The organism is Mesorhizobium sp. WSM3879 (assembly GCF_002294915.1).
In the GTDB taxonomy this organism is placed as follows: Bacteria; Pseudomonadota; Alphaproteobacteria; order Rhizobiales; family Rhizobiaceae; genus Mesorhizobium.
This window is the reverse complement of the sequence record NZ_NSFZ01000008.1, coordinates 264,632-288,595: the sequence shown is the minus strand read 5'-3', so window position 1 is coordinate 288,595 and position 23,964 is coordinate 264,632. Positions and strand designations below refer to the sequence as shown.

Annotated in this window: 22 protein-coding genes; 14 read left to right on the top strand and 8 right to left on the bottom strand. The window is 64.4% G+C overall.

All coding sequences use genetic code 11. The features are described 5' to 3' along the window. Positions 1-43: 43 nt before the first annotated feature. Entirely contained in the window at positions 44-718 is a 675-nt protein-coding gene (locus CK218_RS19975) for an FCD domain-containing protein (RefSeq protein ID WP_095783156.1), read from the bottom strand. A 164-nt stretch (positions 719-882) separates the two neighbouring features. Here CK218_RS19975 and CK218_RS19970 point away from each other — a divergent pair, with 164 nt between their 5' ends. The 6 genes from CK218_RS19970 to CK218_RS19945 all read left to right on the top strand — a co-directional run bounded on the left by CK218_RS19970 (position 883) and on the right by CK218_RS19945 (position 9,336). Then, on the top strand, positions 883-2,352 hold the full coding sequence (locus CK218_RS19970; RefSeq protein ID WP_245435104.1) for an NAD-dependent succinate-semialdehyde dehydrogenase: 1,470 nt from the start codon (positions 883-885) through the stop codon (positions 2,350-2,352). A 322-nt stretch (positions 2,353-2,674) separates the two neighbouring features. Beyond that, a complete protein-coding gene (locus tag CK218_RS19965; RefSeq protein ID WP_095828624.1) occupies positions 2,675-3,730 on the top strand; it encodes a LacI family DNA-binding transcriptional regulator in 1,056 nt (351 codons plus the stop codon). Positions 3,731-3,795: 65 nt separating this feature from the next. After that, on the top strand, positions 3,796-5,043 hold the full coding sequence (locus CK218_RS19960) for a sugar ABC transporter substrate-binding protein (protein WP_095828623.1): 1,248 nt from the start codon (positions 3,796-3,798) through the stop codon (positions 5,041-5,043). A gap of 486 nt (positions 5,044-5,529) precedes the next feature. Beyond that, positions 5,530-6,453, top strand: coding sequence for a sugar ABC transporter permease (locus tag CK218_RS19955; RefSeq protein WP_095780001.1), 924 nt, complete (start codon positions 5,530-5,532; stop codon positions 6,451-6,453). Further along, a complete protein-coding gene (locus CK218_RS19950) occupies positions 6,453-7,310 on the top strand; it encodes a carbohydrate ABC transporter permease (RefSeq protein WP_067000383.1) in 858 nt (285 codons plus the stop codon). The genes CK218_RS19955 and CK218_RS19950 overlap by 1 nt, the downstream gene beginning before the upstream one ends. 28 nt (positions 7,311-7,338) lie before the next feature. Beyond that, positions 7,339-9,336: a glycoside hydrolase family 127 protein gene (locus tag CK218_RS19945; protein WP_095828622.1), complete on the top strand. Its 1,998-nt coding sequence runs from the start codon at positions 7,339-7,341 to the stop codon at positions 9,334-9,336. Positions 9,337-9,350: 14 nt separating this feature from the next. Here CK218_RS19945 and CK218_RS19940 read toward each other — a convergent pair whose 3' ends face one another. Then, entirely contained in the window at positions 9,351-10,151 is an 801-nt protein-coding gene (locus CK218_RS19940) for an endonuclease/exonuclease/phosphatase family protein (RefSeq protein ID WP_095828621.1), read from the bottom strand. A 25-nt stretch (positions 10,152-10,176) separates the two neighbouring features. Then, on the bottom strand, positions 10,177-11,634 hold the full coding sequence (locus CK218_RS19935) for a phospholipase D-like domain-containing protein (protein WP_095828620.1): 1,458 nt from the start codon (positions 11,632-11,634) through the stop codon (positions 10,177-10,179). 199 nt (positions 11,635-11,833) lie between these two features. On the opposite strand from CK218_RS19935, the gene CK218_RS31170 reads away from it, so the two are divergent. The 3 genes from CK218_RS31170 to CK218_RS19925 are packed head-to-tail and all read left to right on the top strand — an operon-like array spanning position 11,834 to position 15,013. Further along, positions 11,834-13,450, top strand: coding sequence for a PAS domain S-box protein (locus CK218_RS31170; RefSeq protein ID WP_245435096.1), 1,617 nt, complete (start codon positions 11,834-11,836; stop codon positions 13,448-13,450). Continuing rightward, entirely contained in the window at positions 13,408-14,511 is a 1,104-nt protein-coding gene (locus CK218_RS31165; RefSeq protein ID WP_245435094.1) for a PAS domain S-box protein, read from the top strand. The genes CK218_RS31170 and CK218_RS31165 overlap by 43 nt, the downstream gene beginning before the upstream one ends. Before the next feature lie 40 nt (positions 14,512-14,551). Continuing rightward, positions 14,552-15,013: a response regulator gene (locus CK218_RS19925; RefSeq protein WP_095828619.1), complete on the top strand. Its 462-nt coding sequence runs from the start codon at positions 14,552-14,554 to the stop codon at positions 15,011-15,013. Here the strand turns inward: CK218_RS19925 and CK218_RS19920 are convergent. Together CK218_RS19920 and CK218_RS19915 are read right to left on the bottom strand one after the other, a co-directional pair. Then, on the bottom strand, positions 14,944-15,273 hold the full coding sequence (locus tag CK218_RS19920; protein ID WP_179294542.1) for a hypothetical protein: 330 nt from the start codon (positions 15,271-15,273) through the stop codon (positions 14,944-14,946). The two genes, CK218_RS19925 and CK218_RS19920, sit on opposite strands and share 70 nt — an antisense overlap. A 75-nt stretch (positions 15,274-15,348) precedes the next feature. Next, positions 15,349-16,098 carry a DUF899 family protein gene (locus CK218_RS19915; protein ID WP_095828618.1) on the bottom strand — a complete coding sequence of 250 codons (750 nt, stop codon included), beginning with the start codon at positions 16,096-16,098 and terminating at the stop codon, positions 15,349-15,351. 134 nt (positions 16,099-16,232) lie between these two features. Between CK218_RS19915 and CK218_RS19910 the strand changes: the two genes are divergently transcribed. The 3 genes from CK218_RS19910 (at position 16,233) to CK218_RS19900 (ending at position 18,442) form a co-directional block, all read left to right on the top strand. Continuing rightward, entirely contained in the window at positions 16,233-17,453 is a 1,221-nt protein-coding gene (locus CK218_RS19910; protein ID WP_095828617.1) for a helix-turn-helix domain-containing protein, read from the top strand. Positions 17,454-17,484: 31 nt separating this feature from the next. After that, positions 17,485-18,144, top strand: coding sequence for a DUF5074 domain-containing protein (locus CK218_RS19905; RefSeq protein WP_095828616.1), 660 nt, complete (start codon positions 17,485-17,487; stop codon positions 18,142-18,144). Positions 18,145-18,253: 109 nt separating this feature from the next. After that, entirely contained in the window at positions 18,254-18,442 is a 189-nt protein-coding gene (locus CK218_RS19900; RefSeq protein WP_067000403.1) for a DUF1059 domain-containing protein, read from the top strand. 13 nt (positions 18,443-18,455) lie between these two features. On the opposite strand, the gene CK218_RS19895 is transcribed toward CK218_RS19900, so the two are convergent. The 3 genes from CK218_RS19895 to CK218_RS19885 are packed head-to-tail and all read right to left on the bottom strand — an operon-like array spanning position 18,456 to position 21,618. After that, a complete protein-coding gene (locus tag CK218_RS19895; protein ID WP_245435092.1) occupies positions 18,456-19,604 on the bottom strand; it encodes an acyltransferase family protein in 1,149 nt (382 codons plus the stop codon). Positions 19,605-19,657: 53 nt separating this feature from the next. Then, positions 19,658-20,899 (bottom strand): MFS transporter, encoded by a 1,242-nt coding sequence (locus CK218_RS19890; RefSeq protein WP_095828658.1) that lies wholly within the window; start codon positions 20,897-20,899, stop codon positions 19,658-19,660. Beyond that, a complete protein-coding gene (locus tag CK218_RS19885) occupies positions 20,887-21,618 on the bottom strand; it encodes an MBL fold metallo-hydrolase (protein ID WP_095828615.1) in 732 nt (243 codons plus the stop codon). The genes CK218_RS19890 and CK218_RS19885 overlap by 13 nt, the downstream gene beginning before the upstream one ends. 100 nt (positions 21,619-21,718) lie before the next feature. On the opposite strand from CK218_RS19885, the gene CK218_RS19880 reads away from it, so the two are divergent. Continuing rightward, positions 21,719-22,384, top strand: coding sequence for a metalloregulator ArsR/SmtB family transcription factor (locus CK218_RS19880; protein WP_095828614.1), 666 nt, complete (start codon positions 21,719-21,721; stop codon positions 22,382-22,384). Positions 22,385-22,912: 528 nt separating this feature from the next. Further along, entirely contained in the window at positions 22,913-23,932 is a 1,020-nt protein-coding gene (locus tag CK218_RS19870) for an ABC transporter substrate-binding protein (protein ID WP_095828613.1), read from the top strand. Positions 23,933-23,964 lie beyond the last annotated feature (32 nt).

The window sequence follows — 23,964 nt, the reverse complement described above, 5'->3', positions numbered from 1 at the left end:
CTGCTCGGTTCGGCAATCTCAAAATTTTGGCGATGAGGCCTACTCACCCCATTGTCTCCGATCCGAGTATGTTGGCTCTCGCGGTCAAGATATGGCTATGCATTCTTTGTTCGGCCTGCCCACCATCGCGGTCAGTGATCGCCTGTAAGATCGCGCGATGATGAGCCGTATACTCCTGCATACGCTCTTTCGTCAGAGACAGCTCTTTCATGCGCCCCCAAAGACGCCCCGCCCGAAGCGAGTGAATACCTTCGTAGAGCGAGGCCAGCAATCCATTGCGGGCCGCCACCACTACCAGTTGATGGAACGCGGCGTCCCAACGCTCGAACTCCGCCAGCGTCGCGGCGGTACTGCCATGCTGGATGACCTTGTGCATCTCTTCAGTTTCATAGGGGGTCGCCCGCAACGCCGCGAGCGCCGCCACCTTCGGCTCGATGATTAATCGTGCTTCGAAGACCTCAGCGGGATAGGTCCACAGTTCTTTCCGAGAGGCATCGTGTGCGCGATACGGAGCGCTCGCGGTTGCCCCTCGCTCGGCGACGAAAGTGCCACGCCCGACATGGCGAAGCAGGCGCCCCTCTTGCTCCATCTCGGCCAGCATGCGCCGGAGGGCCGTGCGGGGTAAACCTAGCTTGAGCGCGAGATCGCGCTCGGGTGGCAGCCGGTCGCCTGGCTGCAATCCAGCCGCCTCGATGAAATCCCTCAAAACGACGGTCATGCGGCCACTCCACTAAGAAACGGGCGGATTTCTCTGCAACCAATTTGATCTATATTGACACCGGTTGCAATACCAATTTCATATTGGTTCCAGCAATCGACAGACTGGTTGCGCATGTTTTCTAAAGCCGCGAGAGGATGGGTGTGAGTCAGACAGCAAGGGATATCGAATCGTTTTGCGCGGATGCTGCGGCTATCATTGCAAGCGCTCCTGTGGATCTGCTGGTGGGCGGCAAATGGACAAGTGCAACCGGCGGCAATCGGTTTGATGTCGCCGATCCATCCAACGGGCTCACGATCGCGTCTGTCGCAGACGGCGCAGTCGCCGACGCAATCCGGGCGATCGATGCTGCGGAGGCTTCTGCGACTATGTGGAGGCAAACCCCCTCACGCCGGCGATCGGACATGCTGATGCGCTGCCATCGGCTCATGCTCGATCGTGCCGAATGGCTGGCGCAACTGATATCTCTGGAGAACGGCAAGGCCCTCCCAGACGCTCGCGCAGAGGTAACGTATGCCGCGGAGTTCTTCCGATGGTACGCCGAGGAGGGGGTGCGTACTCTCGGCGACATCGGCCACGCGCCGGGCGGTGCAAACCGAATCGTGGTTCAATACCAGCCGATTGGCATCGCCGTTCTCGTCACACCCTGGAATTTCCCGGCGGCCATGGCGACCCGCAAGATCGCCCCGGCGCTCGCGGCGGGTTGCACGTGCGTACTGAAGCCGGCGGCTGAGACTCCACTGACCGCGTTGGCGATCGGTGCGATCCTCATGGAAGCCGGTTTGCCCGAAGGTGCCGTCAACATCGTGACGACCACGGCCGCGGGGCCTGTGGTGAGCGCGATGCTGCACGACAGTCGGGTGCGCAAACTGTCATTCACGGGTTCGACGGCCGTTGGGCGCATCCTGTTGCGTGAGGCCGCCAACCGGGTCATCAGCTGTTCCATGGAACTCGGCGGCAACGCTCCTTTCATCGTGTTCGATGATGCGGATCTGGACGATGCCGTGGCCGGCGCCATGGTCGCCAAGATGCGCAACGGCGGAGAAGCCTGCACTGCGGCGAATCGCTTCTATGTGCAGCGCGGCATTTACGACGCTTTTGTCCGCCGGCTTACCCAGGAAATGTCGTCGCTTTCAGTGGGGCCGGGTCTTCAAGCGACGACCCAGCTCGGGCCCCTTATTACCGCGACGGCCGTGGAGAAGGTTGATCGCTTGCTGAAGGATGCCGTTGCCCGTGGGGCGCGTATCGAAACGGGCGGCAAACCGCGGCCTGGCGAGGGCTTCTTCTATCCTCCGACAGTCCTAGCTGACGTTTCTCCCGATTCCGACATCGCGAAGGAAGAGATCTTTGGGCCGGTCGCAGCGGTCACGCCCTTCGATACGGAAGACGAGGCTGTCCGGCTGGCGAACGACACGGAGTATGGCCTCATATCCTACGTCTACAGTAGTGATCTCAGACGCGCCCTGAGGGTCGCCGAACGCATCGAAAGTGGAATGGTCGGCGTCAATCGTGGCCTGGTTTCGGACCCGGCAGCGCCCTTCGGGGGGATGAAGCAAAGCGGGCTCGGCCGCGAGGGAGGGCATCACGGCCTGCTCGAATATCTCCAACCAAAATACATCGCGACCAACTGGTAAAACCGCAAAATCGCTTCTCCGCCGAGTTGCGCCACATATCGGTCGTGCAGGTTTACGCTAGTTACTTCTGGGAAACCGACAAGTCTGCTTGCGGGCCCTTCCGGTTCATCGAGACTGGAACTTATGATAGCCCACGCACGTCAACGATTGGGCGAGCAGCCGCGTCGAGTCCTTTCCCCTTGCCAACGCCGCCACCTTCGCCTAATCTCCCTTCTGAGAAAACCTTTTCCCAACTGGCCTCGCGTGCGCTGACCTCACCCGTCATCTTCGCGCAGGGCGATAAGGGAAAACCTTTTCCCAACTCAGGGATGCGCCTCGAACTATGTCTTCCGACGCCGAGCCAGCGCCAGTTTCCGCCAAGCCGCCGGTCACGCTGCGCGAGGTGGCGGCTGCGGCCGGGGTCAGCGTGGCGACGGCGTCCAAGGCGCTGAACGGGCAGGGGCGCATGACCGCCGAGACGCGCGAGCGCATCCGTGCGGTGGCGCAGCGTCTCGGCTTCCGGCCGAACCATTTGGCGCAGAGCCTACTGCGCAAGCGTTCCTTCACCGTCGGCCTGCTCACCAATGATACCTATGGCCGCTTCTCGCTGCCGCTGATGGCCGGCGTTTCGGATGCGCTGGTCGACAATGGCGTCTCGGTGTTCCTGTGCAATGTCGAGGACGACACAAGGCTCGGCCAGCTGCATGTCGAGGCCATGCTCGACAAGCGCGTCGACGGCATCATCGCCACGGGAAAGCGCATCGACCGCCATCTGCCGATCGATCTCTCGAATCTGCGCATTCCCGTCGTCTATGCCTTCACCCAGCCGGATCCCGGCGCGGTCGGCCTGGTTTCGGACGACGCCGGCGGCGCGCGGCTGGCGGTCGAGCATTTTTTGCGGCTCGGGCGCCGCCGCATCGCCCATGTCACCGGACCGGCGGGCTTTGCCGTGGTGCACGCGCGGGCTGAGGCTTATCGGGAAGTGCTCGCGGCGCACGGCCTGCCGATCGGCGAGCCGCTGCTCGGCGCCTGGTCGGAAGGCTGGGGCCACGATGCGGTGGCGAAACTGTTCGGCAACGGCCGGGGCAGGGAAGGCTGGCCCGACGCCGTCTTCTGCGGCAACGACCAGATCGCGCGCGGCGTCATCGACGCGCTGCGCGAGCGCGGCATCCGCGTGCCCGACGATGTCGGCGTCATCGGCTTCGACAATTGGGAGATCGTGGCTGAGGCGACGCGCCCGCCGCTGACCTCGATCGACATGAATCTTTCGACGCTCGGCCGCGAGGCCGGGCTCGCTCTGCTTTCGCTCGTGGGCGGCCAGCCGGCCGCGCCGGGCATCAGGAAACTGCCGTGCCGGCTGGTGGTGCGTCAGTCATGCGGCCGTCCGCCGGACGGCTGAGGCATCGAACGAAACGGCCGTCGCGCAACGGCCAAATTGGGAGGAGAACAATGAGGAGGAATACCGTGAAAACCATGTTTGCCAAGCTGGCCTTGGCCGCAGCCGTGATCGGCGGCGGCCTGCAGGCGGCGTCCGCCGAGACCGCCAACATCTGGGTGCGCGCCGACGGCTCGAATTTCATGCCGCGCATCGTCGACGCCTTCAACAAGGCGCATAAGGACCAGATCAAGCTCGACATCATCCCGAACGCCGAGATCATCCCGAAATATGGCGCGGCCGCCGCCGGCGGCACCGCGCCCGATGCGCTGTCGCTCGACCTCATCTACACCCCGTCCTTCGCTGCCGCCGGCCAGCTGGAGGACATCACCGACTGGGCGAAATCCTTGCCCTATTTTTCGAGCCTCTCGCCGGCGCATGTGAAGACCGGCACCTATAAGGGCCGTATCTACGGCCTGCCGTTCTCGGCCGATTCTTCGGTGCTGATCTGGAACAAGAAGCTGTTCAAGCAGGCCGGGCTCGACCCGGAAAAAGGGCCGAAGACCTGGGCCGAGATCGAGGCCGACGCCGAGAAGGTCAATGCGCTCGGCGGCGACATCAAGGGCTTCTACTTCTCCGGCAATTGCGGCGGCTGCAACATCTTCACCTTCACGCCGCTGATCTGGGCCTCGGGCGGCGACATCCTCTCCGAGGACGGCTCCAAGGCGACGCTGGACAGCCCGCAGCTGCGCGGCGCGATCGACCTCTACCGCTCGATGGTCAAGAAGGGGCTGGTGCCCGAGGGTGCGCAGACCGACACCGGCGCCAACTTCTTCGCCGCCTTTGCCGGCGGCAAGATCGGCCTTTCGCCGTCCGGCGCCTTCGCCATCGGCGCGCTCAACACGCAATATCCTGATATCGACTACGGCATCACCTTCCTGCCGGGCAAGGATGGCGGCTGGTCGTCCTTCGCCGGCGGCGACAATTTCGTCGTCACCAAGGGCACCAAGAAGATCGCCGTGGTGAAGGAGTTTTTGGACTTCGCCTACTCGCTCGAGGGCCAGACCATCCTCGCCAAATATGGTAGCCTTCCGGTGCGCGGCGACATCGCCAAGGAGGCGCTGAAGGACCTCGATCCGCGCTACCAGGTGGCGGCCGAGGCGATGGCCAAGGGCCGCACGCCCTATTCGGTGGTGTTCAACGACCTGATCAACTCCGCCAACGGGCCGTGGACGCAGATGGTCAACGAGGTCTTCTTCGGCGACGATGTCGACGGCGCCATCGCCAATGCCCAGGAGACCATGCAGTCGATCATCGACCAGGCGCCGCAGAAGTAAAGCGCGGCCCTAAACCTCCCCTCGAGGGGAGGTCGGACCGCAGGTCCGGGTGGGGTCGCCCGCGAAGTACGCCGACGCTATCTCCCCGTAGGCGCACTTCACAGCGGACCCCACCCACGGCCTTCGGCCGGACCCTCCCCTCAAGGGGGAGGGGGACGCCGCGCTAAATGGCAGGATTATCGCGTTGAGAAAGCTCACTCATCATCATCGCCAAGTTGAGGCGCCGCGAGGTTCGCTCCCGCTTCTCCCCTTGTGGGGTGAGAAGCGGTCCGCGCAGCGGACGAAAAGCCAATTGCTTGGCTTTTCGAGCTTCGAACGCCCTGAGCCTGCGAAGGGCCGGGCGGTGGCCGATCCACCCCCGGCCGGGTCCCCGCTGCTTCGCAGCGTCCCGGCGTTCGCCGGCCTTTCATCGTGCCACTGGCACGATGAATTCACCTTCGGTGAACCGGCTGCTCACCCCACAAGGGGAGAAGGGGGAGCTCAGCCATGACCACCCTCACTGCAACCTCCGCGCCCGCCCGCGCCAGACGCATCGGCGTCAGCCGCCGGCAATGGGTGGGCCTGCTCTATGTCCTGCCAGCCGTCGCTTTCGTCACTGTCTTCTTCGTCATCCCGCTCGGCATGACGGCGTGGATGTCGCTGCACAACTGGCCGCTGATGGGCGAGCACGCTTTCATCGGCCTCGATAACTATGTCGCCATCCTGCGCGACACCCGGTTCTGGAACGCGCTCAAATTCACCTTCTACTACACGCTGATCGTCACCATCGCGATCTTCGCCGTCGCCTTCCCGCTGGCGATCTTCATTGAGCGGCCGCGCCCGCTCACCAATCTCTACCGCACGGCCTTCTTCATGCCGGCGGTGGTGGGCTTTGCTTCCGCAAGCCTGCTCTGGTCGTGGCTGTTGAATGTCGATTCCGGCCTGTTCAGCCCGGCCGCTTACGACCTTGGCCTGACCGAGAGGAAGGTCAATCTTCTGGCCACCTTCCAGCCGGCCTTCTGGTCGATCATCGCCATGGTGGTCTGGAAGGTCGCCGGCTTCACCATGATCATCCTGATGACCGGTCTGCAGTCGATCCCGCAGGATCTGCAGGAGGCGGCCGTGATCGATGGGGCAGGGCCGTTCGCGCGCTTCAGGGCCATCACCCTGCCGCTGATGCGCCGCACTTTGGCGCTGGCGCTGATCCTGTCGGTCGCGGGCTCGATCCTCGCCTTCGACCAGTTCTACATCATCCTGCGCGGCGGCCCGCGCAACCAGACGCTGACGGCGGTCTACTGGATCTTCAACCAGTCCTTCGTATCGTTCAAGCTCGGCTACGGCGCGGCACTTTCCATGGTGCTGCTGGTCATCCTGGTGGCGCTCAGCCTCATCCAGCTCTGGCTGCTGCGCAAGCCCGAGGGGCTCGACTGATGGCCGAGGCGATGTCGCAGCACCGCAAGGCGGCCTTTAGCCTCGCCAGGCATTCCACCGGCATCATCGCCTCGGTGCTGTTTTTGGCGCCGATCGTGTGGACGGTGCTCTCCACCTTCAAGCCGGCGCAGGAAGCGCGCCAGCCGCCGCTGCCGCCCTGGCCGACCACCGGCTTCTCGGTCGAGAACTATCAGACGCTGAACACCTTCGGCGACGGGCTTTGGGCCTCGGCGCAGAACAGCATCTATGTCTCGGTGATGACGGTGTTGCTCTCCGTGCTGGTCAGCGTGCTCGCCGGCTACGGCTTTTCGCGTTTCCGCTTCCCGTTCCGGGACTTCTTCTTCATCCTCATCCTGTCGACGATCATGATCCCGTTCCAGTCGATCCTGACGCCGATCTTCCTGGTGCTGACGAAACTCGGTCTGCACAACACGCTGACCGGCCTGGTCTGCGTCTATGTCACGCTGCAGCTGCCGTTCTCGATCTTCATGATGCGCAACGCCTTCGACGCGGTGCCGCGCGAGATCGAGGAGGCGGCGCGCATGGATGGCGCCAACAATGTCACCATGCTGGTCAAGGTGATGCTGCCTTTGGTCTGGCCGGGCGTCGTCACCATCGCGCTCTTCGCCTTCCTCGGCGCCTGGAACGAGTTCCTGGCCGCGCTGGTGCTGATGACCGACCAGTCGAAATTCACCCTGCCGGTGATGATGACCGCGCTTCAGTCCGGCCGCTTCGGCGCCATCGATTGGGGCGCGGTGCAGGCGGGCGTCACGGTGATGATGGTGCCCTGCCTGATCCTGTTCCTGGCGCTGCAGCGCTTCTACATCCGCGGCCTGATGGCCGGGGCCGTCAAATGATTTTCCCGCATTCGAATGGAGTGACGTTATGACCGCAGCACAATCCGCAACCGCAGCCCAGGCAGCCGCGACCGCGAAGCCGAAGCTTGCCTTCCGGCCGCTGCCCGTGCCGCAGGTCGATGTCCGCGGCTTCTGGGGCGACCGGGTCGACGCGGTCGCCGCCAAGACCGCCGGCATCCTCTACGACCGCTGCGTCGAGGCGCGCATGCTGGAGCAGATCGATCCCGACCGGCCGTCGCCGGGCGTCGTCATTCCGTTCCATTCGCCGTCGCCCGACGAGGCCGACGCGCAGGGCGCCGAGTTCACCGGCTCGACGGTGACGACCCAGATGTTCTGGGATTCCGACTGGGGCAAGACCATCGAGACCGCCGCCTATTCGCTTTACCGGCGCCGCAATCCGGAGCTGGAGAAGAAGATCGATGCCGTCATCGACATGTACGGCAAGCTGCAGCAGGAGGACGGCTATCTCTCCAGCTGGTACCAGCGCATCCAGCCGGGTCTCCGCTGGACCAACCTGCGCGACTGCCACGAACTCTACTGCGCCGGCCATCTGATCGAGGGCGCCGTCGCCTACTTTCAGGCGACGGGAAAGCGCAAGCTGCTCGACATCATGAGCCGTTACGCCGACCACATCGCCTCGATGTTCGGCCCGGAGCCCGGCAAGAAAAAGGGCTATTGCGGCCATGAGGAGATCGAGCTGGCGCTGGTGAAGCTCGCGCGGGCGACGGGCGAGAAGAAGTACATGGATCTGGCGAAGTACTTCATCGACCAGCGCGGCCAGCAGCCGCATTATTTCGACGAGGAGGCGCGCGCCCGCGGCGCCGACCCGAAGGCCTATCATTTCAAGACCTACGAATACAATCAGTCGCACAAGCCGGTGCGCGAGCAGGACAAGGTCGTCGGCCACGCTGTGCGGGCGATGTACCTCTTCTCCGGCATGGCCGACATCGCCACCGAATATGGCGACGACAGCTTGCGCGCTGCGCTCGACAGGCTGTGGGACGATCTGACCACCAAGAGCCTCTATGTCACCGGCGGCCTCGGGCCGTCGGCTCACAATGAGGGTTTCACCAGCGACTACGACCTGCCCAACGAAACCGCCTATGCCGAGACCTGCGCCTCGGTCGGCCTGGTGTTCTGGGCGAGCCGGATGCTGGGCATGGGGCCGAACCGCCGCTATGCCGACATGATGGAGCGGGCGCTCTACAACGGCTCGATCTCGGGCCTGTCGCTCGACGGCTCGCTGTTCTTCTACGAGAACCCGCTGGAAAGCCGCGGCGGCCACCACCGCTGGAAATGGCACCGCTGCCCCTGCTGCCCGCCCAATATCGGCCGCATGGTGGCTTCGATCGGCAGCTATTTCTACGGCCTCGCCGACGACGCGCTGGCCGTGCACCTCTATGGCGACTCCACCGCACGCTTCGAGATCGCCGGCCGGTCGGTCAGCCTGGTCCAGACCAGCAACTATCCCTGGGACGGCGCGGTCTCGATCGAGATCGGGGCACAGACACCGGTGGAATTCACGCTTTACCTGCGCGTGCCCGCCTGGTGCCGCAACGCGGCGCTGAAGGTGAACGGCAATATGCTCGATCTCGATGCGGTCACGGTCGACGGCTATGCCGCGATCCGCCGCGAATGGCAAAAGGGCGACCGCGTCGAGCTCGACCTCGAAATGTCGATGGCGCGCCTCTTCGCGAATCCGGAGGTGCGGCAGGACATCGGCCGCGTCGCGCTGTCGCGCGGCCCGCTGCTCTACTGCGTCGAGGAAACCGACAATGGCGGTGGCCTGCACCGCATTGCGCTGCCGCGCACGGCCAGGCTGGAGGCGCACAAAGAGCCGAACCTGCTCGGCGGTATCGTCACGCTTTCGGCGATCGGCAGCCGGGCCGAGGCGAAGAACTGGGGCGGCGATCTCTACCGCCCCGAGCCGCCGGAAACCGAAGAGACGACGCTCAAGGCAATTCCTTACTTCGCCTGGGACAACCGCGATCCCGGCGAGATGCTGGTCTGGCTCAGGGAAGGGTAGGGCGATCGCTCGATCTACAGATGCACGAAGGCGGTCAGCGGCAGGTGGTCGGACGCCACGCGCGACAGCGGCGTGTCATGCGCTTCCACCGCCGACACCATGCCGTCGCGGTTGCCCATGATCCGGTCGAGCGCCAGCACCGGGAGGCCCGACGGAAAGGTGGGCACAGCGGGCAGCGAGGGGCCGAAGGTGGTGTGCAGCGTGTTGAGCGCGGAGCGGTTGCCCAGCCGCCATTCGTTGAGGTCGCCGAGCAGGAGCGTCGGCCTTTCGTCGGCGCTGCTCATGATATCGAGCACGACGCGGGCCTGTTCCGAGCGCGAGCGGCGCAACAGGCCGAGATGCGCGGCGATCACGCGCAGCGTCCGGTTCTCGTCGAGGTCGATCTCGGCGACCAGCGCCCCGCGCGGCTCCAGGCCGGGCAGCTTGATCTGGTGCACGTCGCGCACCGTGCCCCGCTTGAACAGAAGCACGTTGCCGCGCCAGCCATGTGCCTTGCCGTTTCCGGTGACCGGCACCGGCACCAGCCCCGTTTCGATTTCGAGGCGGTTGAGGTCGAGCAGTCCGGCGCGGTCGCCGAAGCGGTTGTCGGCCTCCTGCAGCGCGATCACATCGGGGCTGATCTCGCGGATGACGCGCGCGGTCCGCTCGGGGTCGAACTTGCGGTCGGTGCCGATGCATTTGTGGACGTTGTAGGAGGCGACCACCATCTCGGCGCCGCCGACCCGTTTGGGCGCCGTGGCTTTCGCTTTCCGCATCTTTCTGCCGCGGATCGACAGGAGCACGGTTTCGGGGAGGGTGCGTCCGTTTCTCTCCATGGTTCCTGCTGCTCGTCTTCCTTGCCTACAGATAGGGCGATCCCAGCCACAGCAATCGGTCGAGGACACGAATGACGAAGGCTCTGGCCCGCAGCATCTCGAGTGTCACCGGTTTCGCCGACGCGATCGCCGCGTCGATACGCGCCTCGATCGCCCGGGCGAAGTTGGCATCCAGGACCTCCATGTCGATCTCGAAATTCAGCCTGAGCGACCGGGCGTCGAGATTGGACGAGCCGACATAAGCCCATGCGCCGTCGATTGCCATAAGTTTCGAATGATCGAAGGGGCCTTGGTGGCGCCACACCCGGCAATAATGCTTCAGCACCTGGTCGAACTGTGCCGTCATGGCGCGGTCGACGAGGAAAAGATTGTTCACTGCCGGCACCACGATGTCGATCTCGACGCCGCGCGCGCCGGCCGTGGTCAGCGCGCTGATCAGCTCGCGGTCCGGCAGGAAATAGGGCGACATGATGCGGATCGATTTGCGGGCGACCGAAAACGCCCCCATCAGCAGCTTGTGGTTGGTTTCGTTCGCGGCATCCGGTCCTGTCGCCACGGCTCTGACCAGCATCGGCTGGCCGGGCGGCGGGGCGGCTCGCTCGACTTGCCAGGCGTCGCCCTTCAGCGCCTCGTTGCTGGCGAAGCGCCAGTCCTCGGCGGCGACTGAGAACAGGTCGACCACCACCGGCCCGGTGACCTCGAAATGCGTGTCCCTGGAGCTGTCGGAACCGGCGAATTCGGCCGAGAACCCCTTGCGGATGTTCATGCCTCCGGTAAACGCCACCGTCGCGTCGATGACCAGGACCTTCCTGTGGGTTCTGAGATTCGCATAAGGAAGTCTCAAGCCCATGACGATGTTGCCGTTGAAGAGATCGACGGCGACGTTGGCCTCCCTGAGCTGCTTCAGGATGCTGGGTACCGAATAGCGCACGCCGACGGCGTCGATCAGCACGCGCACGGCAACGCCGCGTTCGACCGCGGCGGAGAGCGACTGCACGAACATCTGTCCGACGGCGTCGTTGTCGAAGATGTAAGTTTCGAGAAGCACGCTCTTTTGCGCGCTGTCGATCGCCCGGCACATCGCCGTATAGGCCTCGTCGCCGGTCTCGAGCACGGCGATCGTGTTTCCCGAAGTCAGCGGACGCCGCGCCACCCTGTCGCCCAGCGTCTTCAATCCGACGAAGCGCTGGCCGAATTGGGCCTCGATCAAGGCTTCGACGGCGACGTCGCGATTGTGCCCCTCATCCGCCGAACCGGCGCTGGGCCGCATGGCGCTGATCGTCGCGCGGCGGATGCGGTTGATGCCGGCGATGGCGTAGATGATCGCGCCGAGGAAGGGCGACAGAAGCATCACGCCGACCCACCCCGTGGCGGCGCGCACGTCTTCCTTCGTCATGATGGCATGGACGATGCCGGCCGCCGCCATCGCCAACGACAGGAGAAGGATGAGCGTCGACCAGTGACTCGCTATCGCCTGGAACATCGGCCCGACTATTGTGCGAGCCGGCGCGGAAGGCAATCCGCCAGGTCAAGGCGATGCGGACTCGCATGCAGCTCTTCCAGAGGCACGGCGAAATAGCTGTTATGTCCGCACCCGCCTCGATGCCGAAGTGTCGGAGCTCACGCGGGAACATTCGGCGATCCGATGCGTTTGGTTTTTCGTTGCCGAGCGGGAATGGGAGATGCGCATCGAAAGCCTTCAAGGAACCGAGGGGTTTATCCGTACCCCGCAGGACGCCGTCGCCCTGCAAATTCCGCCTGACTTCATCGAGACGCTGCCCATTGCGATCTACGCTTGCGACGCGCAAGGCCGATTGCTTTGGTTCAACAAGCGCGCCGCCGACTTGTGGGGGCGAACGCCCTTGCTTGGCTCGGATTCCGATCTTTATTGCGGATCCCACAGGCTCTATCTCGATGGACGCGAGATCGCGCGCGCCGAAACCCCGATGGCCGCGGTGCTGCGAACCGGCATTCCCGTCAGGGGGGTTGAAGGCAAGCTCGAGCGCCCCGACGGGACGGCGATATGGGTAATGGTCCACATCGAGCCGATCGAAGACGAGGACGGTCGGGTCGTCGGAGCCATCAACTGTTTCCATGACGTCACGGACCGGCGTCTGAGCGATGAGATCATTGGGCAACAGGAACAGCGGCTCGCTGCGACTTACCAGCATGCGGCGATTGGCATCGCTGAAGTCAACGCCAAGGGCGAACTTGGGCGCGTCAACGGCTACCTGGCCGACCTGCTCGGCTATTCGGCCGATGAACTTGTGGGTAGGTCGGTGTTCGATGCCACTCTGGCGGAGAATGTCGACACGGACCAGCGTCAGTTCGAGCGTCAGGTGCGAGGCGAGATCGACAGCTACCGGCACGAGAAGCGCTTCATCCGCAAGGACGGAGCAAGAGTCTGGGTCGCGGTCACGTCCTCGAGCGTAAGGGACTCCGAAGGCCGCTTCTTGTATGCGGTGCGCGTCCAGCAGGATATCACCGCGCGCAAGAAGGCCGAGGCCGCGCTCGTCCGGCATCTGGAGCAGCAGGCGGCGCTTTACGAATTCACGGACAGCCTTCAGCGCGCGGCGAATCTCGGCGAGGTTCGCGAGATAGCCCTTAGCACCATCATTCGAGCATTGGGTGCGGACCGGGCGTCCATACTTTTTTTCGACAACACCGGCTTCCTCAGATTTGCTGCCTCGCGAGGCCTGTCGCAAGCTTACAGAAAGGCCGTCGAAGGCCATTCCCCCTGGTCGCGAGACACACGCGATCCCGAACCAATCGCTATTGCAGACGTCGAGCAAAGCGGGTTGCCGGACGACCTCAAGGCGGCTGTGCGGGACGAAGGCATTGCAGCGCTGGCTTTCATTCCGATCTCGGTGCGCGGTCAGTTGCTCGGCAAGTTCATGACCTATTACGATCATCCGCACGATTTCGCGGAGTCCGAGCTTCGTTTTGCGCTGACGGTGGCCGGACAACTCGGCTTCGCGGTCGACCGCGTGCGGCTCGAGACCGCCCGCCAGACGACGGAGCGCGCCGCAAATCAGCTGGTGGCCATTGTCGAATCCTCTCACGACGCGATCATCAGCAAGGATCTCAACGGCATTATCGCCTCATGGAATGCCAGCGCGGAGCGCCTGTTCGGCTTCACGGCCGACGAGGCGATCGGCAGGCACATCACGATGATCATCCCCGATGACCGGCTGGGCGAGGAGCCGGAAATCATCAGGCGATCAGCAGCGGCAAAAGCGTCGATCACTTCGAAACGGTGCGTCGCCGCAAGGACGGCAGTCTCGTCGATATTTCCCTGACGATTTCGCCCATCCGCAACAGCCAGGGCCGCATCATCGGCGCCTCGAAGATTGCGCGCGACATTACCGACCAAAAGATGGCGGAAGCCAAGCTGCGGGCGAGCGAGCGTCAGCTGCGCGACCTTCTGGCGGCAATTCCGGCCGCGATCTACACGACGGACGCCGACGGCACGATAACCTTTTTCAACGAGGCGGCCGTCGAGCTTTCCGGGCGCGTTCCGCAGATCGGCAAGGATAAGTGGTGCGTGACGTGGAAACTGTTCTGGCCGGACGGAACCCCGCTTCCTCACGACCAGTGCCCGATGGCGGTCTCCCTGAAGGAGGGGCGTCCGATACGCAACGCTGAAGCCGTCGCCGAGCGCCCGGACGGCGTGCGCATTCCCTTCATCCCGTATCCGACGCCGCTGCGCGATGAAGATGGCAAGATCGTCGGCGGCATCAACATGCTGGTCGATATCAGCGAACGCAAACAGGCCGAAACACAGCAGCGGCTGCTCTTCAATGAGCTGAATCATCGTGTGAAGAACAACATGCAGATGCTGCAGTCGCTGCTGAGCTTGGCCGGTCAACGAGCAGCGAACCCGCAAGCGCGAGAAATCCTGCGTGAAGCCGGCAACCGCGTCGCGGCCATGGCCGCTGCTCAGCAGGTCCTGTACGAGACGGTCGATTCGACGCAGTTCAACGCGAAGGGTTTCTTGCTTGCGGTCTGCGGGACAATAAAACAGACCTTCCCGAAGGAACTCGCGGTTGAGTTCGAGGCTGACGATTCAAAGCTTTCGAATGACGTTGCAATGCCGCTGGCGCTGATCCTGAACGAGCTTCTGACCAACGCCATAAAATATGGAACTCCCGACGGAGTCGGCACAATCCGGGTCGGGCTTCGGCGCGATGCGGACGGCTTCCAGGTATTCGTCGAAGACAGCGGTCCCGGCTTTGACCTGGCTTCGGTCCGCGACCGTTCGTCCGGATTGAAGCTGGTTCAGGGCTTGGCGCGGCAGCTGCACGGCAAGCTTGTCGTTACCAAGGAACCGAAGACGCGCTGCAGCATTCGGTTCTCATGAAGCTCTCGCCGGCACTTCTTCACTTCCTGGATCGCTCTCGATGACCGAGCTTGCTGCTCCACACGGTCGCCGTCGGCCAATCCCAACGAAAGCCGCGTCGGCCGAGCCTGTGGCGGCCGCATTGCCCACGCGGATCTTGGTCGTCGAGGATGATTTTCTCATCTCCCTCGAGATGGAGAGCACTCTGACCGCGGCCGGTTTCGAGGTCCTAGTCGTCGGCTCGGGCGAGGAAGCGCTCGATAGCGCAGCTGCGGACCGGCCTGATCTGGTTGTGATGGATATCCGGCTGTCCGGCGCCATGGATGGAATTCAAACTGCCCTGGAGTTGTTTCGAATTTACGGTTTGCGGTCGGTTTTTGCGACGGCGCATTCCGATTCCGACGTCCGCGCCCGGGCAGCGCCAGCGGAGCCGCTGGGCTGGCTGGTAAAGCCCTACACGCCGGCATCCCTGCTCTCAGCCATCCGCTCCGCGCTTAAGTCCGGCAGCTCGTCGGCAGGTTGAAGCGCCGAATCCGCCGCCCCTCTGGCGAGCAGCCGCAGCCAGGGCGCGAGGTGGAAGGCAGCCATCAGGAAATACATCGGCGCCATGCCGCTGAGCACGGAGGCTCCGGGTCCGGACATGCACATCGCGTCCGGTCCGCTATCGGCGGCCGTGAGCAACGCCATGACGGCAAAGGTCGGCGCCGCCGCGAGACACAACCAGTCGGCCAGGCCGAATCCGCTCAGGCCTGCCGGGCGAGGGGCGGGATTGTCGATGCTCATGATCTCCACCTTCCAACTGCTTTCAGGAAAGTTCGGCTCTGGCGGCGGGGCGACGCCGCCAGAGTCGCTTCGCGCTCAGGCGTTCTTGTTGCGAAACGCCGCTTCGCCGGCATCCGACACCTCGACCCATCGCTGGTCGGGCGCGGCGCCTTCCTCATAGTTGTCGTGCCAGTTCCACCACTTGTAGGTCTGGGTCTGCGGATAGCCCTCGGGCGAATCCTCCCACACCTCCTGGCGGCCGAGCGGGGTGACGTCGAGATAGCTCCACACCGTGCCGAACGCCTCGTCACCGCGGTTGTTGACGAAATAGGTGCGGAAGATGCGGTTGCCGTCATGGATGAAGACGTTGTGGCCGTGCCATTCGTCGACGCCGAAATCCTTATCCCAGCTGTCGGTGATGGTGTACCAGGGCATCTTCCAGTCCATCCGCTGCTTCAGACGCTGAATGTCGGCCTGCGGCGCGCGGGACGCATAGGCAAGCGTGGTGTCGCGGGCGTTGAGATGGGCGAGGTTGCCGACCATGTCGGCGCCGAGCGAGCAGCCGCGGCAAGCGTGCTCCGGCCAGCCATAGACGCCGGGCTCGAAGAAGGCGCGGTAGATGACGAGTTGCCGGCGGCCTTCGAAGAGGTCGAGCAGGCTTGCCTTGCCGTTTGGGCCTTCGAAGACATAGTTCTTCTCGACAGGCATCCACGGCATGCGGCGGCGTTCCGCAGCCAGCGCGTCGCGGGCGCGGGTGAGCGCCTTTTCCTTCACTAGCATTTCTTCATACGCGCCTTCCCAGGCTTCCGGCGAAACGACCGGTGGTGTCTTCATGTGTTGGGTCATTGCTCTTGTCCCGTTCTTGCGTTTGGTTGGGGTGACAAGGGAAACTTAGAGCCGGACGGCGCGATGGTGAGAGTTACAAGTGTGACGCGATTTGATCCGGCAGACCCGGAAGGGGGCATCGGGGCGGGCATTGCATGGACTCGATGATCAATGCCGCCGGCCGCGCGCTCGCGACCGGTGATCCGCTGGGCGCCCTGAAGCGCGTCGCGCTGCGCGACGATGCCCCGGCGCTGGCGCTGCGCGGCATCGCGATGGCGCAGCTCGGCGATTTCGCCAAGGCCAAGGCGCTGCTGAAGAGCGCCGCCCGCGCCTTCAGCCCGAAAGAGGCGGTTGCGCGCGCCCGCTGCGTCGTCGCCGAGGCCGAGATCGCGCTGGTGTCGCGCGATCTCGGCTGGCCGGACAAGGCATTGCGAGCCGCCCGCACGACACTTCAAGCGCATGGCGATCGGGTGAACGCCGCTTATGCCGGCAGTCTCGAAGCGCGTCGCCTTATCCTGATCGGCCGGCTCGACGAAGCCGAGCGGCTGCTTGCCAGCTTCGATCCGGGGCCGTTGCCGCCGGTCGCGCGCGTCGCGCACGAGCTCGCGGCCGCGGGCATCGCGGTCAGGCGCCTGCGGACGAAGGCCGCGCGCGCCGCGCTTGGCCGGGCCGCGCTCGCAGCCTACGAAGCCAATATCCCGGCGCTGAAGGCGGAGGTCGAAAGCGCATCGCACGTGCTGAACATGCCCGTCGCGCGGCTCGTGTCGAACGGTTTGGAGACTCCGCTGCAGCTCGACGAGGTTGAGGCGCTGCTCACCTCAGGCGCCCTCGTCGTCGATGCCTGCCGCAATGTCGTGCGGATAGCCGACATGGTGGTCTCGCTGGCGACGCGGCCGGTGCTGTTTGCGCTGGCGCGCACGCTGGCCGAGGCCTGGCCCGCGGATGCGTCGCGGGAGGCGCTGCTGAAGCGCGCCTTCCGCGCCAGGCACGCCGATGAATCGCATCGTGCGCGGCTCAGGGTTGAGATGGGCCGGCTGCGCGCCGAAATGAACGCGCTGGCGGAAATCAACGCGACGGCCGCCGGTTTTGCGTTAACGCCGCTGACCGCAGCCGAGGTCGTGGTGCTGGCGCCGCCTGTCGAGGAGGAGCATGGCGCAGTGCTCGCCTTCCTCGCCGACGGCGAGTCCTGGTCGAGCTCGGCGCTGGCAATCGCGCTCGGCGCCAGCCCGCGCACCGTGCAGCGGGCGCTGGAAGCGCTTTCGGCCGACAACAAGGTGCAGGCGGTCGGCCGCGGCAGGGCGCGCCGCTGGATGACGCCGCCGGTGACCGGATTCCCGACTGTCTTGTTACTTCCGGGTCCGCTGCCGAGCGACTAGTCTGCGGCCATTGTTCGAATGGAGATCGAAAATGAAACGAGCCGCTGCCGAGATCCTGCGCGAATACGGCCCCTTTCCGGATGCCGAGCGCATCAATGGCGTCACCTATGACGGCAAGAATGTCTGGTTCGCCACCGGCGACAAGCTGAAGGCGCTTGACCCGGAGAGCGGCGCGATCGTGCGGTCGATCGACGTTGCCTCCGATGCCGGGACCGCCTTCGACGGCGAGCATCTCTACCAGATCGGCGAGGACCGCATCCACAAGGTCGACCCTAGTACAGGCAAGGTCGTGGCCACCATTCCCGCCCCCGGCAATGGCGGCGACTCCGGGCTGACCTGGGCCGAGGGGTCGCTCTGGGTCGGCGAATACAGGGCCCACAAGATCCATCAGATCGATCCTGAAACGGGCAAGGTGATCCGCACCATCGAGTCGAAGCGCGTCGTCACCGGCGTCACCTGGGTCGATGGCGAGCTCTGGCATGCCACCTGGGAAGGCGATGAGGGCGATCTCTTGCGCATCGACCCCCAGACGGGCGATGTGCTGCAGGAGCTGGCGATGCCCTCCGGCGTGTCGGGATTGGAATCCGACGGTGGCGGCTGCTTCTTCTGCGGAGGCGGCAGCAGCGGCAAGATCAAGGCCGTGCGCCGTCCTGGGTACAACCATGACAAGGACACGACAGTCGGCAGATAGCCGGCCCTAGCCAGGCTTTGCACGGCGGTGGTCTTCAGTCTAAGACCAGTCCATTGACAAAGGTCTCGCCCCATCGCTCCATTAGGCGTTCCTAAAAAGGGAGGCAGCGATGGCGTATACGTATCGGTGCAAGGACTATCCGGGAATGGAAGCCTGTCCCGGGAGCTTCACGGCAGAAAACGCGGAAGAGGTGATGAAGCACGTTGAGCTTCATGCCCGGTCCGCGCATGGTGAAGACCCGAGCCAATGGTCCCAAGAGGACCGGAAGCAGCTACAGGCGATGATAATCGGAAGCTAGGCGCGCTTCTGCATCAAGCCGCCTCGCGCGCCGGCCGGGCAACGCCCTTGTTTGAGATCTGGCCGGCAGTCGGCCTGTCGACATGCGCCCAGGCCGGTCGCTCGAACAGGAAGGTTCCGAAGCCGGTGCGCTTGACGATGAAGTAGAGAACGACCGGGCTGATGACCGAGACGAGCAGCACCGCGAGGCTGAGCATGCCGGTATCGGTCAGAAGGCCGCTTGCCAGCATGGTCCCGCGGAAGATCGACATCGGGATGGTGAAGGCGACATAGACGACCAGCGAATGCTCGCCGAGCCAACGCAGCCATTCCATCGCGGCGAATTTCGACAGGAAGCCGCCGGCGACGCAGAGCGCCACCGCGCCGGCGACGGCCAGCGCAAGATGCAGCGGCGGCCATGCCGCCAGGCCCATCTGCATGCCGACCGGCTCGACGGCGTAGCCCGGCGAGTAGACGAGCAGGCCGTTGACGATGGCCCACACGATCAGCCCGGCAGCGGCGATCGCCGGACGAGCTTGCGTCCACGCCACCAGCCGGAACACCAGCGGCGCCATGACGAAGCCGAGATAGAAGAACACGAAATAGGCGGCGAATTGCGTGAGCGCATAGCTGTCCGAATGCGGCGCCCACATCTGCAGCGCGGCGGCAGCCGAGATGACGATCCAGTGCGGCACGCCTAGCTCGCGCAGGATGCGCGCCACGAGGCCGAACACGGCCAGCATGTAGATGAACCACAGCACGCCATAGGGCTGGACGACAGCCACGGCGAGGTCGTGCAGCATGCCGGCGGGATCGCGGCTGAAGATGCCGATCTTCAGCCCGATCGAGATGACCGCCCACAGGACATAGAAATAGAGGTAGTGGACGACGCGCCGGTCGATATAGCGCCGCCAAGGCCGGTCGATCACCTGCGACAGGAACAGCCCCGAGATCAGGAAGAATTCCGGCATCCGGAACGGGGTCGCGAAGCCGATGACATAATGCAGGAAGCCGACGCCGCCGGTATATTCGCCGGTGTTGTAGGCGGAATACATCATCACCACCAGGATGATCGAAAGACCTTTTGCCGTGTCCACCCACGGCATGCGCGTCGAATTGTTCATGAAAAACCCCGCAAAGGCACCCAGCGCCATAGTACCGGACAGGCGCGTCTCTAGCAGCATGAAGCTTCGGATATCGTAAACGCGGCGCTGTCGGGCTGGAGCTCGGAGCCGGGTCAGCGGCTGGTCTCTCGCATCGCCACCGCCACGATTACACCCGAGAGGAAGGTCAGCGCCGCGATCGCCGCGATCGCCGCGGCGAAGCCGAAGAAGTCGGCGATGAGGCCCGCCGACAGCGCTCCGATTGCGTAGCCGAGATCGCGCCAGAAGCGATAGACGCTGAGCGAACGCGCCCGCCACGACGGATGCGATGCGTCCGACACCGCCGCGATCAGGCTCGGATAGACCATCGCCGTGCCAAGGCCGAGCAGGACGCTCGCCAGCAGCCACCAGCCGAAGTCGCGCGTCATGGCGGTGAGCAGAAGGCCGGCAGCCTGCACCCACATGCCGGCGACGATCAGGCCCTTGCGGCCCCAACGGTCGCTCAATGGCCCGGTTGCGACCTGTAAGACGCCCCAGACGGCGGGATAGACCGCCTTGAGGATGCCGATGCGCTCGACGCCGAGCCGGTTGGCGACGAAGAAGAGCGGAAACAGCCCCCAGCTCATGCCGTCGTTCAGATTGTTGACCAGGCCCGCCTGCGAGGCCGCGAACAAATTGCGGTCCCGGAAAGAGGTCAGCATGAAGATCTCGCGAAAGCCGAGCGGGGAGACAGCTTTCTGATGGTTGGCCAGTTCCAGCCGCACATGCTCGCGCGTGTCGCGCACCAGAAGGATCGACAGCGCGGCACCCAGGATCGCATAGCCGATGCCGAGATAGATCGGCACCGGGCGCAGCCCGTAGCGGCTGGCCAGATAGCCGGTGAAAAATGCGGTGACGCCGACGGCGAGGTAGCCGGCGAACTCGTTGAGGCCGACGGCGAGCCCGCGCGATTTCGGCCCGACCAGATCGACCTTCATGATGACGGTCATCGACCATGCAAGTCCCTGATTGATGCCGAGCAGCGCGTTGGCGGCAATGATCCACCCCCAACTCGGCGCCCAGATGATCATGAAGGGCACCGGGAGGCCGAACAGCCAGCCGAGGATCAGCACGCGCTTGCGCCCCCATGTGTCGGCAAGCTGGCCGGAGACGAGATTGGCGCAGGCCTTGACCACGCCGAAGCTGACGATGAAGGAGGTGACGAGCGTCGTGGAAGCAACATGGAATTCCTCCGCGCCGATAAGCGGCACGACGGTTCGCTCGATGCCGACCATGCCGCCGACAAAGGCGTTGATCAGCACCAGCAGCGCGAACTGTTTCCAGTTGACCTTGAGGCCGAGCGCGACGGCAGGCGCCGCTGCGCTCACGATCGCGATCCGGCGTTGGCGGCGCGGTTCCGGGCCGCGTCCGGCGGCGGGGGAGGGATGTCGGCGGTCATGGCGGCGATGAACTGGCCCTCGTCCTCGATGCGGAAGGCCTTGTTGAAGCGCCGCTCGAAGCCGATGGTCGATGTCGGCTTGCCGCTGAGCGAGCGGCCGCACACCGAGCCGGAATAGGCGCCCGGCAGCACCTCGATGTGATCGGGCAATTCTTTCAGCCGGCGCACGCTGGCATAGAGCGCGCGGGCTCCGTCCTCGGCGCTCGAAGCAAGCTCGGTGCGACCGAGATCGCCAACCATCAGCGTGTGACCGGTGAGTACGAACCAGGGTTCGGTCGATCGCGTTCGGTCGGTGACTAAAAGGCTCAGATGCTCCGGCGTGTGGCCGGGCGTGTGCATGACGGTCGCCGTCACATTGCCGAGCTCCAGCACCTCGCCATCCTTCACGGGACGGAACGGGAAGCCCGCCTCGGCGCCTTCGAACAGCACGTATTCGGCGCCCGTCGCTTCGGCGAGCGCACGGCCTGCCGAGATATGGTCGGCGTGGATATGCGTATCGACGACATAGAGGATGCGCATGCCTGTCGCGCGCGCCGCCTCGATATAGGGCGCGATCTCGCCGACCGGATCGACCACGGCAGCAGACGCCTTGCCGCCGCAGCCGAACAAATAGGAGGCGGCGACCGGGTCGGTGTGCAGGAGCTGTCTGAGGATCATCGCTTTTCTCCCAAGGCAACTGCGAGCCGCTTGGCTTGACGGCAGGTCGAAACCATCATTCAATAATTACATTGAATGACGATGGGTCGCAGAAAGGTCGATGTCAATCCGCAATCCGAAGCAGGCGCTGTACGAACAGTTCGCGATCGTCGCCAAGGCGCTCGGGCACCCACTGCGCTTGGAAATGATCGAGCATCTGGCGCAAGGCTCGCGCAGCGTCGAGGCGCTTGCTGCGAAGCTCGGCCAGCCGATCGCCAACATCTCCCAGCATCTGCAGGCGCTGCGCCGCGCCGGCATCGTCTCGGCCGAGCGCGACGGCAAATACGTGCGCTATTCGTTGAGCGATGCGAGCGTGCTGTCAGCCTTTGCCGCGGTGCGCGGCGTTGCCGAGCGGCAGCTTGCTGAGGTCGATCGCATTGTGCGCGACTGTTTCGAGGCACGTGACGACATACAGCCGGTCACGCGCGGCGAGCTTCAGGCGCTGATGCGCGACGGGCTGGTGACGCTGATCGACGTGCGCCCGCCGGACGAGTTCGCGCTTGGCCACGTGCCCGGCGCGGTCAATGTTCCCCTCGGAGAAGTCAAGGCCTGGTCCCAGGGTGCCGACCCCGGACGGGAAATCGTCGCCTACTGCCGCGGCCCATGGTGCGTGATGTCCTTCGAGGCGGTGGCCGCGCTGCGCTCGCTTGGCCATTCCGTGCGCCGCCTCGAGGACGGCATGCCGGAATGGAAAGCCGCTGGCCTGCCGGTGGAAATGGCGGCCTGACGGTGTCGCTAACAAATGCATGTCGCCCAAAAATGGGCAGCGGTTCCGGGGCAAGAGGCGCGAGCAAGTTTTGGGCTCGCAGCCGACGCAAATTGGGCGTATCGTGACATATCGTCGGTTGCTAATAAATGAGCCGGCGACTGAGAGCGCAAGACTCCCGCACCGGACTGGGCGCTAGCATCCACACCACTCGTCGCGCCCACAAGACCACCTGCCTCTGTCGAAACCTCTTTTGCTCGGTTCCGGCCAGAATTGCCCTTCGCAATTCGGAATGGGAGCGTTCCGATGCAGCAGATCACGCAAACCCGCCGACGATTCCTAGCCGGTGCTGCCCTGGCAGGCGCTGCCGGTGTCGTCGTCCTTCCGAGGTCACTCCATGCGGAACCGCCGCTGGAGCGAGAGCTGAAGATGTGAGCAAGCGGCAAGCCCAGAGCCCGCCATGCAGGTACGGCCGACTGTGCACAACACAGCATCCACGGGTCAGCGTTCTCAGTGTCGCACTGGCCACCATCTGGAAAGGAGGTTCCCATGCATACCGTATATCCCGGACGGTTCAGTCGACGGAGGTTCCTGCGTGGGATTGCGCTGGCGGGGACGGCGGGGCTTCTGGGCTGGCACCCCAGGCGCGCCGCTGCGGAGCCACCGCCTGAGACGAGGCGGATCCGGCTCGTCCGGATTCCCAGCATCTGTCAGGCCCCCCAGTATGTAGCCGAAGAACTGTTGCGCAGCGAAGGGTTCACCGAGGTGCACTACCTCCAAAGAGAGGGGACGGCAGACATCGCGCCGGCCCTCGCCTCCGGTGAAGCCGACCTCAGTGCGCATTTCGCCGCCCCGCTCCTTCTCCGCCTGGAGGCGGGGGATCCCATCGTCATCCTGGCAGGTCTCCACGTCGGCTGCTTTGAACTGTTCGGGACCGATCGCATCCAGTCGATCCGCGATCTCAAGGGGAAGACCGTGGCCGTGCCAGCGCTAGATTCCAGCCGATACGTCTTTCTCGCCACTATGACGGCGTATGTCGGCCTGGACCTCCATAAGGACATTCACTTCGTCATGCATCCGGGACCCGAGTCCATCCGGCTCCTGAGTGAGGGGAAGATCGATGCCTATTTGGGCTTTCCCCCCGAACCGCAGGAGATGCGGGAGCAGCAGATCGGCCATGTGGTGATCAGCAGCACCGTGGACCGGCCCTGGTCGCAATACTTCTGTTGTATGTTGGCTGGGGAGCGGGAGTTCGTCCGTACGCATCCGGTGGCCACCAAACGCGCCCTCCGCGCCATCTTGAAAGCGGCAGATTTCTGCGCCAGCGAGCCCGAGCAGTCCGCCCAGTTCTTGGTGCAGCAGGGTTATACTAAGCGCTATGACCATGCCCTCCAGGTCATGAAGGCGATCCCCTACGGTTGGCGTGAGTATAGCGCTGAGGACACCCTGCGCTTCTACGCCCTGCGTCTCCACGAGGTCGGGATGCTGAAGAGCACCCCCCAGAAGCTGTTGGCCCAAGGCACCGACTGGCGTTTCTTCAACGAACTGAAGCACGAGCTGAAGACCTGACTAGGCGGCCAGCCGCGTGCCCATTTACCACG